The organism is Rhizobium sp. NLR16a (assembly GCF_017948245.1).
In the GTDB taxonomy this organism is placed as follows: domain Bacteria; phylum Pseudomonadota; class Alphaproteobacteria; order Rhizobiales; family Rhizobiaceae; genus Rhizobium.
The window spans coordinates 725,209-739,885 of sequence record NZ_CP072865.1; the positions used below are offsets into that span (position 1 = coordinate 725,209).

Here is a 14,677-nt window from a genome sequence, read left to right on the forward strand (position 1 = left end):
GGTTAGGCCGCCGTCCAGCCACCGTCAATCGAGATGTGGGTTCCGGTCACCTGGCAGGCGGCATCGCTCGCAAGGTAGATCGACAGCGCACCGATCTCCTCGGCCTTGACAAATTCGCGCGTCGGCTGCGCCTTGAGGATGACTTCGCTCTTCACCTGCTCCTCGGTGATGCCGCGCGCCCTGGCGGTATCGGGTATCTGCTTTTCGACGAGCGGCGTCAGCACATAGCCGGGGCAGATGGCGTTGACCGTCACGCCGAACTCCGCAAGTTCCAGCGCCGCTGTCTTCGTCAAGCCTAATATACCATGTTTTGCCGCCACATAGGCGGATTTGAAGGGGGAGGCGACGAGCCCGTGAGCCGAAGCGATGTTGATGATGCGGCCATATTTCTTGGCCTTCATCAGCGGAATGGCGGCGCGCATGGTGTGAAAGGAGCTCGACAGGTTGATGGCGATGATCTGATCCCATTTTTCGACCGGGAAATCCTCGATCTTCTCGACATGCTGAATGCCGGCATTGTTGACGAGGACATCGACGGTGCCGAAGGTTTTTGCGGCGGTTTCGATCAGGTCGGCGATCTCGGCGGGCTTGGTCATGTCGGCGGGATGGTAGATTGCCCGGCCCTTCGATACCGATTCAAGCCGCTCGACGATCGCGTTGATTTCATCGGCATTTCCGAACCCGTTGATAACGACGTTGTCGCCGGTTTCGGCGAAGGCGGTGGCGATCGCAAGACCGATGCCGCTGGTGGAGCCGGTGACGACGACTGATCTGCTCATGCTGTTTCTCCGTGAATGCCGATGCTGCGTCGCAGCGTTAGCCTCGAGGTTATTCCCAAAGGCGGCAGGCTGGCAATTCCGCTTTATTCGCTTTTCTCGCCCGCATCCGTGTCCTATTGATTTGCCATGATAATCAGCGTGGAGCATTTCCGTTTTTCTCCGAATCACGGAAATGCTCTATCTCTTTGATCCACGCAATTCCGGACGCAAACCGCTACGCGCTTTTGCTGGAATTGCTCCAGGGAGAAGGATTTCATGAGCGGATATGTTCTGGCGATCGATCAGGGAACAACGTCGACACGGGCGATCGTTTTTGATGGCACCATGCAGGTCGTCGGCAAAGGCCAGAAGGAATTCACTCAAATCTATCCGCGCTCCGGCTGGGTGGAGCATGATCCTGAGGAGATCTGGGATTCAGTCGTCTCCACCATCCATATGGCGCTGCGTGAAGCCAAGGTGATGGCGAAGGACATTGCCGCGCTTGGCATCACCAACCAGCGCGAGACCGTTGTTGTGTGGGAGCGCGAGACCGGCCGGCCGATCCAGAATGCCATCGTCTGGCAGGATCGACGCACGGCGAGCTACTGCGACAACCTGAAACGGCAGGATCTGGAACGGGTTTTCACAAAGAAGACCGGACTCATCCTTGATCCCTATTTCTCCGGCACGAAGCTCTCCTGGATGCTTGCTAATGTGAAGGGGGCGCGGGCGCGTGCGGCCCGGGGCGATCTCTGCTTCGGGACGATCGACACCTTCCTGATCTGGCGGCTCACCGGCGGCAAGAGCTTCGTGACGGATGCCACCAACGCCTCACGCACGCTGATGTACAACATTGCCGAAAATGCATGGGACGAGGATCTGCTCGACATTCTGAGAGTGCCGGCCGCCATGCTGCCTGAGGTCAAGGATTGTGCCGCCGATTTCGGCACGGTCGATTTAGAGATATTCGGCGCTGCCATCCCGATCCTCGGTGTCGCCGGCGATCAGCAGGCGGCGACCATCGGCCAGGCCTGTTTTGCGCCGGGCATGCTGAAATCGACTTACGGCACGGGCTGCTTTGCGCTGCTCAACACCGGCACAGACATGGTGCGTTCGAAAAACCGACTGCTGACGACAATCGCCTATCGCCTCAACGGCGAGACGACCTATGCGCTTGAGGGCTCGATCTTTATCGCGGGTGCTGCCGTGCAATGGCTGCGGGACGGGCTTCGCATCATCGGCAGTGCCGCCGAGACCAACACGCTTGCCGAAAAGGCCGATCCGACGCAGGAGGTCTATCTCGTGCCCGCCTTCACCGGCCTCGGCGCGCCATATTGGGATGCCCAGGCGCGCGGCGCGATTTTCGGGCTGACGCGCAACAGTGGGCCCGCTGAGCTTTCCCGGGCGGCGCTCGAAGCCGTCTGCTACCAGACCCGCGACCTGCTCGACGCCATGCAGAAAGACTGGAAGAACGGCGCCGAAGATACGGTGCTCCGCGTCGACGGCGGCATGGTCGCCTCCGACTGGACGATGCAGCGCCTCGCCGACCTGCTCGACGCGCCGGTCGATCGCCCGGTGATCCTGGAGACGACGGCGCTGGGCGCGGCCTGGCTCGCCGGCAGCCGGGCGGGGGTGTGGCCTGACAGGGATGGGTTTTCGGCGACATGGAAACGCGACCGGCGTTTCGAGCCTGACATGGACGAGAAGGTGCGGGCGGCAAAACTCAAGGGTTGGAAGAATGCGGTCAAGCGGACGCTTACCGAAGGCTAGCCTTCGGTAAGCGCCTTGGTTCCTGCAACCGCCGCTGACCCGGATAATTTTTTGATGCGGCCTGTCGGCTAAGCGGTTACTCCTTCGTCATTCGGAAAGAGGAGTGACCGATGCTTTATGCAATCCTTTGTTACGCCCATGAGGAAACCGTCTTCGCCTGGACCAAGGAGGAGGAGGCTGCCGTCATGGAAAAGCTTTACGCCGTGCAGGAGCCGCTTGCCAAAGCCGGTAAGCTGGGTCCCGTCGGTCGGCTGATGCCGACGACGGCGGCGACGACCGTTCGCAAGGGCAAAGACGAGGCTCTCGTCATCGACGGGCCTTTCGCGGAAACGAAAGAGGCGCTTCTCGGCTTTTACGTGGTTGACTTCGAAACGCTGGAGGAGGCGGTCGCCTTCTCGAAACAGCTATCCGCGGTCAATCCCGGCTCCTCCTCTTACGAAATTCGGCCTTTCTACGTGTTCAGGCCGGGAGATGCTGCATCATGACCGACATTGCCTGGATCGACCTCGCGCTTGCCTCGGCCCGCCCGAAGGCGCTCGGCGCGCTGCTGCGCTATTTCCGCGATCTCGATACCGCGGAGGAGGCGTTTCAGGAGGCATGCCTGAGGGCGATCCGGACATGGCCGGAAAGAGGACCGCCGCGCGATCCGGCGGCATGGCTCATTTTCGTCGGTCGCAACAGCGGCATCGATGCGGTGCGCAAACGATCGAAGCTGCAGGCGTTGCCGGACGAGGACGTCATTTCCGATACTGAGGATGCCGAAAGCGACATTGCCGAGCGGCTGGATGCTTCCAATTATCGCGACGATATCCTGCGGCTTCTCTTCATCTGCTGCCATCCCGATCTGCCGGCGACGCAGCAGATCGCGCTGGCGCTGCGCATCGTCTCCGGCCTTTCGGTGACGCAGATCGCGCGCGCCTTCCTGGTCTCCGAAAGCGCCATGGAGCAGCGCATCACTCGGGCCAAGGCGCGCGTCGCCAAGGCGGGCGTGCCTTTCGAAACGCCGAGCCCTGAGGAGAGGGCCGAACGCCTGTCGATCGTCAGCACGATGATCTATCTGATCTTCAACGAGGGCTACACCCAGGCGAATCCCAAACATGAGGCGGCCGCCTTCAGCGACGAGGCGATCCGGCTGGCACGGCTGATGCTGCACATGTTTCCGTCCGAACCGGAACTGATGGGGCTGCTTGCGCTCATGCTTCTGCAGATATCGCGCCGCCCGGCGCGTTTCAGCGCCGAAGGCGAGATCGTGCTGCTCGAGGATCAGGACCGCTCTCTCTGGAACCAGCTTTTCATCAATGAGGCCCTGGCGCTGCTCGACAAGGCGCTACGCCACCGCCGGCCCGGCCCCTACCAGCTTCAGGCGGCCATCGCCGCCATCCATTCGCGCGCGAAACGTGCCGAAGACACCGACTGGACGGAAATCGATCTGCTTTACCGGGCGTTGGAGCGTATTCAGCCCTCGCCTGTCGTAACGCTTAATCGCGCGGTCGTCGTTTCCAAGCTGCATGGGCCGCAGGAGGCGCTGGATCTCATCGATCCGCTCGGCGAGAAACTCGGAGGCTATTTCTATTATCACGGTCTGCGGGGCGGGCTGCTGAAGCAGCTCGGTTTGACCAGCCAGGCGCGCGAAGCCTTCGACCATGCCATCGCGCTTGCCCATTCGGCGGCGGAAGCCGCGCATATCCGCCGGCAGATCGACAAGATGCAGGAAGAGGCGGCGCAGCCGATTGCAAATTAATTCTTCGTGGTGTCGGAACGGCGAAGTTTACACGTCCTTGTAACAACCTGAGACGAAACAGGTTTCATTCAAACGGAGAGATGTTGAAATGACCGCCAGCACGCAACATGAACTCGTCCTTATCAGGGAATTCCACGCCCCGCGCGATAAGATCTTCAAGGCATGGACCGATCCGGATCTCGTGAAGCAGTGGTTCGTCCCGCGCCCGTGGAGTGTGGCAGACGCGACGCTCGATGTGCGCCCCGGCGGCGCGAGTGTTGTCGTCATGCAGGATCCCCAGGGCAATCGGTATCCGAATCATGGCGTCTATCTCGAGATCGTCGAGAATGAGAAGATCGTCTTCACCGACGCCTATACCAGCGCCTGGGTGCCTGCCGAAAAGCCTTTCTTCACCGGCGTCATTCTGCTCGAAGACCTCGGTAACGGCAGGACGAAATATACAGCCAAGGCGCTGCACTGGCGCGCCGAAGACAAGGAAGCGCACGAGAAGATGGGCTTCCACGAGGGATGGGGCAAGGCGGCCGATCAGTTGGCGGAATTGTTGGCGAAAATGTGAGCGGCGGGGACGGCGTGGTGAAGGCTGTGCCGTCCCGTGCTTCAAGTGTGGCACGAGGCGGTTTGGAAGATGATTCCACCTGTGCTTCGAAGTCGTTGAATTCAGATTCTATCCTGTGCCAATCTGCTGGTATGAAAGGGTACGTCTATATCCTCGCATCCGGACGCAACGGCACGCTCTATACCGGCGTGACGCGTGATCTTGCCGGCCGGCTATACGAGCATCAGAATGAGCTGACGCCGGGTTTTACGTCGAAGTATGGTGTCAAGACACTGGTGTGGTTCGAGGAGCATGATCTGCTGACGACAGCGATCACGCGCGAAAAGACGATTAAGAAATGGCCGCGACTGTGGAAGCTCAATCTGATCGAGCGGGAGAATCCTGAATGGGAGGACATTTCGTTTCATCTCTTGGGCCTGTGAGAGGAGAAGTCTCCTGTCGCGCAGTCGCAGAGGTCAACAACGATGGTTCACGCAGTTCAGCATCTAACAAAAACGCTCTGAATAGTATGGGATATGGTTGGCCAGGTGCGCACCATTTGCTCCCTCATTCCTGTGCTCGTCACAGGAATCCAGCAGCGCCATGTCCATGGCGCAGGGACTCTTTGCCATCGTACAATGTTCGCTCAGTTAGATGTAGCTGAGGGTGCGAACCCTTAATAACTGCCGCCGCCTATCAAGATTCTCGAACAATCCGTTCCACAATTTGTGTTTGCGCTCCATCGCCGCCATCCTTATCTCCGGATCGAGTTCAACAGGATGCCGACGATGGAACTGGGCCTTTACACATTCGCCGATGTCAATCCCAATCCCTCCCGCAGCAAGGGAGCGGAAGGGGCCGAACGGCTGAAGCATCTGATCGAGGAGATCGAGCTTGCCGATCAGGTGGGGCTCGATGTCTTCGGGCTTGGCGAACACCATCGGCCGGACTATGCGGCGTCCGCTCCCGCGGTGGCGCTGGCGGCTGCGGCCGTCAAGACCAAAAACATCCGGCTGACGAGCGCGGTTACTGTGCTCTCCTCCGACGATCCGGTGCGTGTGTTCCAGCAGTTTTCGACGCTTGATCTCATTTCGAACGGCCGTGCCGAGATCATGGCAGGGCGTGGCTCGTTCATCGAGTCTTTCCCGCTGTTCGGCTACAACCTCGAGGATTACGACCAGCTTTTCGAGGAGAAGCTCGATCTGCTGCTGGCGCTGCGCGATGATGAGACTGTCGCGTGGAAGGGTGAGCTTCGCGCGGCGATCAACGGACGCGGCGTCTATCCCAGGCCGCTGCAGGATCCACTGCCGCTGTGGATCGCGGTTGGCGGCACACCGCAGTCGGTGGCGCGCGCCGGCGCGCTCGGACTGCCGGTGGCGCTCGCGATCATTGGCGGCGAGCCGCGCCGTTTCGCGCCGCTCTTCGATCTCTACCGCGAGGCTGCGCGCCGGGCCGGGCAGGATCAGGCGAAGCTGAAGACCAGTATCAATGTCCATGGCTTCATCGCGGACACGACGGAGAGAGCCGCCGACCAGTTCTACGGACCACAGGCGGAGGTGATGAACCGCATCGGCCGCGAGCGCGGCTGGGGACCGACGAGCCGGGCGCATTTCGATCTTTCGCGCGGGCCGAACGGCGCGCTTTTCGTCGGCGATCCCGAGCGGGTCGCGGAAAAGATCATCGCCCATCACGCGATATTCAAGAACGACCGCTTCCTGCTGCAGATGGCGATCGGCCTGATGCCGCATGATCAGATCATGCGTGGCATCGAGCTCTACGGGACGAAAGTGGCGCCGATCGTCAGAAAGGCATTGACTGAAAAGAGCGAAGGAGTGAAAGCCTCAGTTTGAGGCGGCCGCGGCCGCCCTGTGGAAGGGCGGAACAGACGAATGGTTATCGCAAACGACGACGAACTGGTGAAGCTCAAGGAGATCGGCCGCATCTGCGCCAATGCCATCCAGGTGATGGCGGCAACGATAGAGCCCGGCATGACGACGCTGGAGCTCGACCAGATCGGCCGCAAGGTGCTCGAAGATGCGGGCGCACGCTCGGCGCCGGAGTTCTGCTATCAATTTCCGGGCGCGACCTGCATCAGCATCAACGAGGAAATCGCCCACGGCATTCCCGGCCCGCGCGTCATCCGCGCCGGCGATCTCATCAATATCGACGTCTCGGCCGAGAAGGACGGCTTCTTCGCCGATACCGGCGCCTCCTTCGCGGTGCCGCCCGTCAAGCCGAAAATCGAGCGGCTCTGCCGCGACGGTAAGCGGGCGCTCTGGGTCGGGCTCAACCAGGTGAAATCGGGCGAATCGCTGGCAAAGATCGGCACCGCCGTCGGCGCTTTCGCGCAGAAGAACCGCTATACGCTGGTCGCCAATCTGGCGAGCCACGGCGTCGGCCGCTCGCTGCACGAGGAGCCGGCCGAGCTCTCGACCTGGCCGGATCCTTCGGAAAAGCGTGTGATGACGGATGGCCTCGTCTTCACCGTCGAGCCATTCCTTTCGCTCGGCGCGACATGGGCCGAAGGCGGCGACGACGCCTGGACGCTCTATGCCGATCCGAAGGCGCCGACGGTGCAGTTTGAGCATACGGTGGTTGCGACGCGGAATGGGCCGGTGATATTGACGCTGCCGGATGGGCGGGTGTAGGGCTGGGGTCAGTGGGCTCGCCCTTGGGCTTGGAATCTTCAGGTCGCTTCGTGGGGAGCGCTCACCTCTCCTTTTTGTTCCTGTGCTTGTCACAGGAATCCAGCCACCGCGCGTCTGCGCGGTGATTGACCCATATACAATTGAAGAGAGTCTCCAGCGCCCAAGGACTTGGGCGCACGGGATTCCTGTGACAAGCACAGGAAATGAGGGTGGTTGTGGTGGGCGCACATGTCAATTCATTCGGCTTGACCGCCACGTCCCTTCGCTCCCGCGCTTCGATCTGCGCCCTAGATATTGTGGTTCAAAAACGGCGGTGAAAATCCTACCTTTCGCAGAATTGATCGATCGATCAGAAATAGTCGTTTGTGGCCTTTGCGTTGCAGCGCGATAAGCGGTGCATGCTTTCCCGTCCGCCTCGCTCCGCGCCCAACCTGGTTTCGATTGCTGCTGCCGGCGCCGTGGCCATGGCGGCAGCCATGGGCTTCGGGCGCTTCTCTTATACGCCGATCCTGCCCGGCATGATGAGCGGCGTGCCGCTTTCGGCGGCGGATGCCGGCTTTATCGCGTCGGCGAATTTCGTCGGTTATCTCGTTGGCGCCGTGCTGGCGGCTTATGGCTGGGCGGCGGGGCGCGAACGGCTGGTGGCGCTCTTGGCACTGCTTGCCAACGCAATCCTGCTCGCTGCGATGGCGGCCACCGATTCCGTTGCGATCTTTGCGGTCATCCGGCTCCTGGCCGGCCTTGCCAGCGCCTTCGCGATGGTGTTCACCTCGTCGATCGTGCTCAGCCACGGGGCTGCTGCCGGCAATGACCATGTGCAGGCGGCGCATTTCGGCGGGCCTGGAGCGGGCATTGCGCTTTCGTCGGTCATGGTGCTCCTGATTGGTCTTGGCTTTCACGATGAGCCGGGCGGCTGGCGCGCCGATTGGATCGGCGGGGCGCTCTATTGCGCGGCAAGTCTCGCCATCGTCTGGTGGCTCTTGCCCACGGCGCCGGCACAGGCAGCGCGGTCGGGCAAGGAACCGGCGCTCAACTGGAGCCGGCCGATGGTGCTTGTCACGCTGTCCTACGGCCTGTTCGGCTTCGGCTACGTCATCACCGCGACCTTCCTCGTCACCATCGCACGCATGGCGGCGACGGGAGCTTTCGTCGAATTTCTCTGCTGGTTCATTGCCGGCGTGACGGCGGCGGTGGCGCTGTTTGCCTGGAAGCCGCTCGTCAGACCGCTTGGACTCGGCGGCGTCTATGTCGCGGCGCTTCTCATCGAGGCCGCCGGTGTGCTCGCCACCGTAGCGCTGCCGCCTTCGGTCGCGCCGCTGATCGGCGGGGCGCTATTCGGGGCGACGTTCCTGGCGATCACGGCCTACGGACTGCAAATCGGCCGCAAGCTTTCCCCGAAGAGTCCGCGGCGGATCCTGGCGATGATGACGGCCGCCTTCGGCGTCGGCCAGATCGTCGGACCGATTGTTGCCGGCTGGATTGCCGAACGCTCGGGCAGCTTTACCCTGCCGACGGTGATCGCTGCCGCAGCACTTCTTGTCTGCGCGGCGCTCGTAATGCCCGTCATCAGGAAAATCGCCTAACCGATTACATCTGCGTAACAATCGGCTGAACCCATTGCTGCTTCCTTCGAACTGCCTTAGTTTCCGGCACAATCAGTGTTCCGACACTCCCGAGACTCACAGTTCAGGAAAGCAAAGCTCCCCGTGTTTCATTCCTTCTTTCCCCAGCCGAAACCTTTCTTCATTTCGCTTGTCGTCTGGACGCTAATTTCAATATTGGGCTGGTATTTCTTCGCGGCCGGTCTCGGCGCGTCGCTCGGATTTGCACCGGTTGCAGAAGAGCAGCAGCCGATCGATCTTTCCTTCTTCTTGCTGCCCGAAAATGTTTGGTTTTACAGCTATTTCTTTCTCTCGGCGATCATCTTCTGCGGCGCTTGGCATCTGAAGGCGCTGCACCATCCCTGGAAGCTGTGGTCGATCTGGGGTTCTGCGCTCATCATTTTTGTGACCTATTTCGGCGTGCAGATCACGGTCGTGATCAACAATTGGCGCCGCCCATTCGGCGACCTTCTGCAGAACGCCCTGTCGAAGCAGCCGGGCATTTCCGTCGACAATTTCTACAGTCTGATGTGGGTCTTCTGTCAGATCGCGTTCCTCAGCATGTTCGTGTCGATCATGACCGACTTCTTCACCAGCCACTACATCTTCCGCTGGCGCGCCGCGATGAACGATTTCTATATGTCGAAGTGGGAAAAGCTGCGGCACATCGAAGGTGCTTCACAGCGCGTGCAGGAAGACACGATGCGTTTTTCGAGCACGCTCGAGGGTCTCGGCATCAGCCTCATCAATTCGGTGATGACGCTCGTGGTCTTCCTTCCGATCCTTCTGGCACTGTCGCACTATGTGACTGAACTGCCGGTCATCGGCCCGCTGGCGAATTCCCTGTTCTGGCTGGCGCTGTTCTGGTCGGCATTCGGCACGCTGCTTCTGGCGGTCGCCGGTATCAAGCTGCCGGGCCTGAACTTCCGTAATCAGCGCGTGGAAGCCGCCTATCGCAAGGAACTCGTCTATGGCGAGGACCATGCGGAGCGGGCGCAGCCGCTGACAGTCAGGGAGCTTTTCAACAACGTTCGGCGGAACTATTTCCGCATGTATTTCCACTACATGTATTTCAATGTCGCCCGCTATTTCTACATTCAGGCGGACGCACTCTTCGTGGTCTTCATGCTGGTGCCGACGATCGTGGCCGGGACGATCACCTACGGCATCTTTCAGCAGATCTCGACGGCCTTCGGCCAAGTCAGCAATTCGTTCCAATATCTGGTCAATTCCTGGACGACGATCATTGAGCTGCTCTCCATCCACAAGCGCCTCAAGGCCTTTGAGGCGGCCATTGACGACGAGCCGCTGCCTGCGATCGATCGACACTATCTGGAGCGCGAGGCTGGTGTCGTGCATGCGGATGGTTGATGCCTAGGATTTGGCTGGAGCGGGCGAGGTGGTGCCATGCGGCCCCCTCATCCGGCTGCCACCACCGACCGGGGTCGAGCCACTGGTCTCGACCCGTCCTTCGGACCCCCGAGGGGAGAAGAGACTCGTGGCAATGCCTCGCCTTGATCCATCGCTCGAGAGAATTTTCGTGGACTTTGCGATTCCCTCTTCTTCCCAGAGGGGAGAAGGTGCCCGTCAGGGTGGATGAGGGGGCCACACGGCACCACCCCCCGTTCTCAAAAGCTTTCGTCAGAGCCCCGACGTCCGCTCCAATTTCCCACGCGCCTCGATCATCGGAATCGCTTCGGAATAGCTCACACAGGCCACGTCCGCCCGGTGGCAGACGTCGCTGACCAGGCGGTCAAGCGCGCGCCAGTAGGCGCCGCCGTTCATTTCGACGAAATGGAAGCCGAGCTGGAGGGGGATGCGGTCGCCGTTATACTGGCTGTCGAAAACCTGGGAGAAGGCGGCGTAGGCGCGGTCCTCGAATGCCTTCGTATCCGCGCTGTCCTCCTGACCCTTGGAATGGCGGACGAAGAGGTTGTAGTCCATGCCGATGACCGGCTTTTCGCTGGGGCCTTCGGGAATCAGGGGGAGGCCGAAGCGGAGGATGCCGTCTTCCTCGACAGGCATCGCCGGGCCTTTGGTCACGAGGCTTGCGTCATAGGTGAAGCCCGCCTTCTTTTCGGCGGCGATCATGTCGGCGCCCGCCGTCGCCGAGAGATAGGGGGCGCGAAAGCCTTTGATGCCATGGTCGACCAGATCCTGCCAGCCGGCGGGTTCTTCAAGGCCGACGCTCTTCCAGGCATTTTTCAACGTCGCATGGAAGGTCGCGTATTCGGCCGACCAGTCGGCCTCGCTCCAGAGGCGGCCGTCAAAATGGCCGCACGCATGGCTTGCTATGTCGTGGCCTTCGAGATGGGCGTGCCAGATATTGCCGAGGCGCTCGCGGATCTCGTCGTCGCTCCGGGCAAAGCCGACATTGGATTTTCCGGGTTTCTGGTGCGGCGCCTGATAGGCCTTTTTCGCCGCCTCGTTCATCAGGAAGGTGCAGGAAAGGAAATAGGTGAAATGGGCGCCGTTCCTGGCGGCCATCTCGCGGCTTTTCAGCCAGAGCGCGTTGTTGTGGGCACCGTCGAAGGAGATGATGACCAGTTGCTTTGGCCGGTCGGCCGCCTCTGCCACCGCGGGAAGAACGAGAGAGGCAATCAGACAGGTGGCGAGGAGAGGGCGAGACATGGGCACCGCGACAATTTGTTCGCGGTTTCCCTCCGATAGAATTGCGGCGAAGCTGCGGTCTTGCTGGTATTTTTTCCCGCCAACCGCTAAGTCATGTCAAACTGCACGGAAGGGACCGCAATGGCACTGCTTATCGTCGGCATCATACTTTTTCTCGGTGTGCATCTGGTGCGGGTGGTGGCTCCGGATCTGCGTCGCTCGATGATCGTGCGCCTCGGCGAGAATGGCTGGCGTGCCGGGTATTCGGTTGCGAGCATCCTCACACTGATCCTGTTGATCTACGGATTCGGGCAGGCCAGGCAGGTGACCGGCATGCTCTACAATCCGCCGGTCTGGATGGCGCATATCACCATTACGCTGATGTTGATCGCGCTGATCTGTCTCGTCGCCTCGCTGTTGCCGGCCGGATACATTGCGAGCAAGACCAAGCATCCGATGGTGCTGTCGGTGAAGATCTGGGCGCTGGCGCATCTGCTCGCCAATGGCGAGACGTCGTCGGTCCTGCTGTTTGCGGCGTTCCTTGCCTGGGGCGTGATCGTGCGCATTTCGCTCAAGCGTCGCGAGCGGGCGGGCGAAATCACGCGCCGGCCCTTCGTCTCGGCCAAGTACGACCTCTATGCCCTTGTCATCGGCATCGTCGTCTGGGCGCTGATCATCTGGAAGCTGCACGAATGGCTGATCGGCGTTTCGCCGCTCGCCATGTGACGAATCTTTCACATCCCCCTTACAATGGCGGCAAAATGGGGTAGAAGGCCGGAAATGTGCGTGTCATGCACATGCGTATAGGTATTTCCGCGGCCGGAGACGAGAATGGCATTCAACGACGACAGCTTCATCCGTGAAGTCAACGAGGAATTGCGGTCCGATCAGATGAAGGGCGCCTGGCGCCGGTTCGGCCGCTATATCATTGTCGTCGCCATCCTGATCGTCGCCGGCACCGCCGGCAAGGTTCTCTATGAATATTGGGACGACAACCGCTCCTCCAGCGCCGGCGACCAGTTTCTGGCGGCGATGAAGCTTGCCGACGAAAACAAGAACGACGAGGCGCTGGCCGCGCTTGAAAAGCTGGAGAAGGAAGGCCATGGCGCCTATCCGGTGCTGGCGCGCATGCGGGCGGCGACCGTCAAGGCGCAGAAGGGCGACGCTGCGGCGGCGATCACCGCCTTCAACGAAATCGGCAAAGACAACAGCGTTCCGGCTGCCGTGCGCGATGCCGCCAAAATGCGCGCGGGCTGGCTGCTGATCGAGAACGGTTCTTATGAGCAGGTTTCGGCCGCGATCGAAGAAATGGCCGTGCCGAGCAGCGCCTTCCGCCATTCGGCGCGCGAAGCACTCGGTCTGGCCGCCTACAAGGCCGGCAACATGGCGCAGGCGCGGCAATGGTTCCAGTCGATTGTCGACGACACCGGCAGCCCGCGTCCTGTTGCCAATCGCGCTCAGATGATGCTTGATCTCATTACCGCATCCGGCAAGGCGCCCGCCGCGCAGGGCTGAGTTTTAAGGAAAAAGAATGAGTTTCACGGTCGCCATCGTCGGTCGTCCGAATGTCGGCAAGTCGACGCTTTTCAACCGCCTGGTGGGCAAGAAGCTTGCGCTCGTCGACGATACACCCGGCGTGACGCGCGACCGCCGGCCGGGTGACGCGCGGCTGATGGGTCTGACCTTTACGATTATCGACACGGCCGGTCTGGAAGAAGCCGACGAGGAAAGCCTGCAGGGCCGGATGCGCGCGCAGACGGAAGCGGCAATCGATGAGGCTGATCTTTCGCTTTTCGTCGTCGACGCCAAGAACGGGCTGACGCCAGTCGATACTGCCCTGGCCGAAATGCTGCGCCGGCGCGGCAAGCCGGTCGTGCTCGTCGCCAACAAATCCGAGGCGCGCGGCTCCGACAGCGGCTTCTACGACGCCTATACGCTCGGCCTCGGCGAGCCGACGCCGATTTCGGCCGAGCACGGGCAGGGCATGCTCGACCTGCGCGACGCGATCGTCGAGGCGATCGGTAAGGACCGTGCCTACGCCAAGGAGGATGTCGCCGTCACGGACGTTGATATCTCCCACTCGGCCGATGAAGGTGAGGACGAGGACGAAGAGCCCGCTTATGACGAGACCAAGCCGCTCCGGGTGGCGATTGTCGGCCGTCCGAATGCCGGCAAATCGACACTGATCAACCGTTTCCTCGGTGAGGACCGGCTGCTAACCGGGCCGGAGGCGGGCATTACCCGCGATTCCATCTCGGTCGAATGGGACTGGCGCGGCCGCACTATCAAGATGTTCGACACGGCCGGCATGCGCCGCAAGGCGCGGGTGACCGAGAAGCTGGAAAAACTTTCCGTGGCCGACGCGCTGCGCGCCATCCGTTTCGCCGAGACCGTCGTCATCGTCTTTGACGCGACGATCCCTTTCGAGAAGCAGGACCTGCAGATCGTCGACCTCGTGCTGCGTGAGGGCCGCGCGGCCGTACTTGCCTTCAACAAGTGGGATATGATCGAGGACCGGCAGGCGGTGCTGGCGGATCTGCGCGAAAAGACCGATCGGCTGCTGCCGCAGGCGCGCGGTATCCGCGCTGTGCCGATCTCCGGCCAGACCGGCTGGGGCCTCGACAAGTTGATGCAGTCGATTATCGATACCGACAGGGTCTGGAACAAGCGCATTTCGACGGCGCGGCTCAATCGCTGGCTGGAGACGCAGCAGATCCAACATCCGCCTCCGGCCGTTTCCGGCCGCCGCATCAAGCTGAAATACATGACACAGGTCAAGGCCCGTCCGCCGGCCTTCATGATTTCCTGCACCCGCTCCGACGCGCTGCCGGAATCCTATACGCGCTACCTGATCAACGGGCTGCGCGCCGATTTCGATATGCCGAGCGTACCGATCCGCATCCATTTCCGCTCGCCTGATAATCCGTACGAGTCGAAGAAGAGGCGGACGTAGGGTTTAAGGGTGGTTGGGCTCTTACGCGGCATTGTTGCGCCGCGCGCCCGTTCTTCTGCTC

Annotated in this window: 14 protein-coding genes; 12 read left to right on the forward strand and 2 right to left on the reverse strand. The window is 61.1% G+C overall.

What is annotated here, in order from left to right:
- Nucleotides 1-2: 2 nt before the first annotated feature.
- Nucleotides 3-779 carry a 3-hydroxybutyrate dehydrogenase gene (locus J7U39_RS03280; protein WP_210630369.1) on the reverse strand — a complete coding sequence of 259 codons (777 nt, stop codon included), beginning with the start codon at nucleotides 777-779 and terminating at the stop codon, nucleotides 3-5.
- 255 nt (nucleotides 780-1,034) lie between these two features.
- Between J7U39_RS03280 and glpK the strand changes: the two genes are divergently transcribed.
- The 9 genes from glpK to sbmA all read left to right on the forward strand — a co-directional run bounded on the left by glpK (nucleotide 1,035) and on the right by sbmA (nucleotide 10,424).
- Nucleotides 1,035-2,528 carry a glycerol kinase GlpK gene (glpK, locus tag J7U39_RS03285; protein ID WP_210630370.1) on the forward strand — a complete coding sequence of 498 codons (1,494 nt, stop codon included), beginning with the start codon at nucleotides 1,035-1,037 and terminating at the stop codon, nucleotides 2,526-2,528.
- 110 nt (nucleotides 2,529-2,638) lie between these two features.
- Nucleotides 2,639-3,013 carry a YciI family protein gene (locus J7U39_RS03290; protein WP_210630371.1) on the forward strand — a complete coding sequence of 125 codons (375 nt, stop codon included), beginning with the start codon at nucleotides 2,639-2,641 and terminating at the stop codon, nucleotides 3,011-3,013.
- Nucleotides 3,010-4,269, forward strand: coding sequence for an RNA polymerase sigma factor (locus tag J7U39_RS03295; protein WP_210630372.1), 1,260 nt, complete (start codon nucleotides 3,010-3,012; stop codon nucleotides 4,267-4,269). The genes J7U39_RS03290 and J7U39_RS03295 overlap by 4 nt, the downstream gene beginning before the upstream one ends.
- Nucleotides 4,270-4,357: 88 nt before the next feature.
- Nucleotides 4,358-4,825: an SRPBCC family protein gene (locus J7U39_RS03300; protein WP_210630373.1), complete on the forward strand. Its 468-nt coding sequence runs from the start codon at nucleotides 4,358-4,360 to the stop codon at nucleotides 4,823-4,825.
- 131 nt (nucleotides 4,826-4,956) lie between these two features.
- Entirely contained in the window at nucleotides 4,957-5,247 is a 291-nt protein-coding gene (locus J7U39_RS03305) for a GIY-YIG nuclease family protein (protein WP_210631581.1), read from the forward strand.
- A gap of 345 nt (nucleotides 5,248-5,592) precedes the next feature.
- Nucleotides 5,593-6,654, forward strand: a complete 1,062-nt coding sequence (locus tag J7U39_RS03310) for an LLM class flavin-dependent oxidoreductase (protein ID WP_210630375.1) — start codon at nucleotides 5,593-5,595, stop codon at nucleotides 6,652-6,654.
- 39 nt (nucleotides 6,655-6,693) lie between these two features.
- Nucleotides 6,694-7,452 (forward strand): type I methionyl aminopeptidase, encoded by a 759-nt coding sequence (map, locus tag J7U39_RS03315; protein WP_210630376.1) that lies wholly within the window; start codon nucleotides 6,694-6,696, stop codon nucleotides 7,450-7,452.
- Nucleotides 7,453-7,850: 398 nt separating this feature from the next.
- On the forward strand, nucleotides 7,851-9,035 hold the full coding sequence (locus J7U39_RS03320) for a YbfB/YjiJ family MFS transporter (RefSeq protein WP_210630378.1): 1,185 nt from the start codon (nucleotides 7,851-7,853) through the stop codon (nucleotides 9,033-9,035).
- Nucleotides 9,036-9,158: 123 nt separating this feature from the next.
- Entirely contained in the window at nucleotides 9,159-10,424 is a 1,266-nt protein-coding gene (sbmA, locus tag J7U39_RS03325) for a peptide antibiotic transporter SbmA (protein ID WP_210630380.1), read from the forward strand.
- A gap of 270 nt (nucleotides 10,425-10,694) precedes the next feature.
- Here sbmA and J7U39_RS03330 read toward each other — a convergent pair whose 3' ends face one another.
- Entirely contained in the window at nucleotides 10,695-11,684 is a 990-nt protein-coding gene (locus J7U39_RS03330; RefSeq protein WP_210630382.1) for a polysaccharide deacetylase, read from the reverse strand.
- A 120-nt stretch (nucleotides 11,685-11,804) separates the two neighbouring features.
- On the opposite strand from J7U39_RS03330, the gene J7U39_RS03335 reads away from it, so the two are divergent.
- From J7U39_RS03335 to der, 3 genes are all read left to right on the forward strand, one after another.
- On the forward strand, nucleotides 11,805-12,389 hold the full coding sequence (locus J7U39_RS03335; protein ID WP_210630384.1) for an NnrU family protein: 585 nt from the start codon (nucleotides 11,805-11,807) through the stop codon (nucleotides 12,387-12,389).
- A gap of 105 nt (nucleotides 12,390-12,494) precedes the next feature.
- Nucleotides 12,495-13,178 carry a tetratricopeptide repeat protein gene (locus tag J7U39_RS03340; protein ID WP_210630386.1) on the forward strand — a complete coding sequence of 228 codons (684 nt, stop codon included), beginning with the start codon at nucleotides 12,495-12,497 and terminating at the stop codon, nucleotides 13,176-13,178.
- Nucleotides 13,179-13,194: 16 nt separating this feature from the next.
- Nucleotides 13,195-14,616, forward strand: coding sequence for a ribosome biogenesis GTPase Der (gene der / locus J7U39_RS03345; RefSeq protein WP_210630388.1), 1,422 nt, complete (start codon nucleotides 13,195-13,197; stop codon nucleotides 14,614-14,616).
- Nucleotides 14,617-14,677 lie beyond the last annotated feature (61 nt).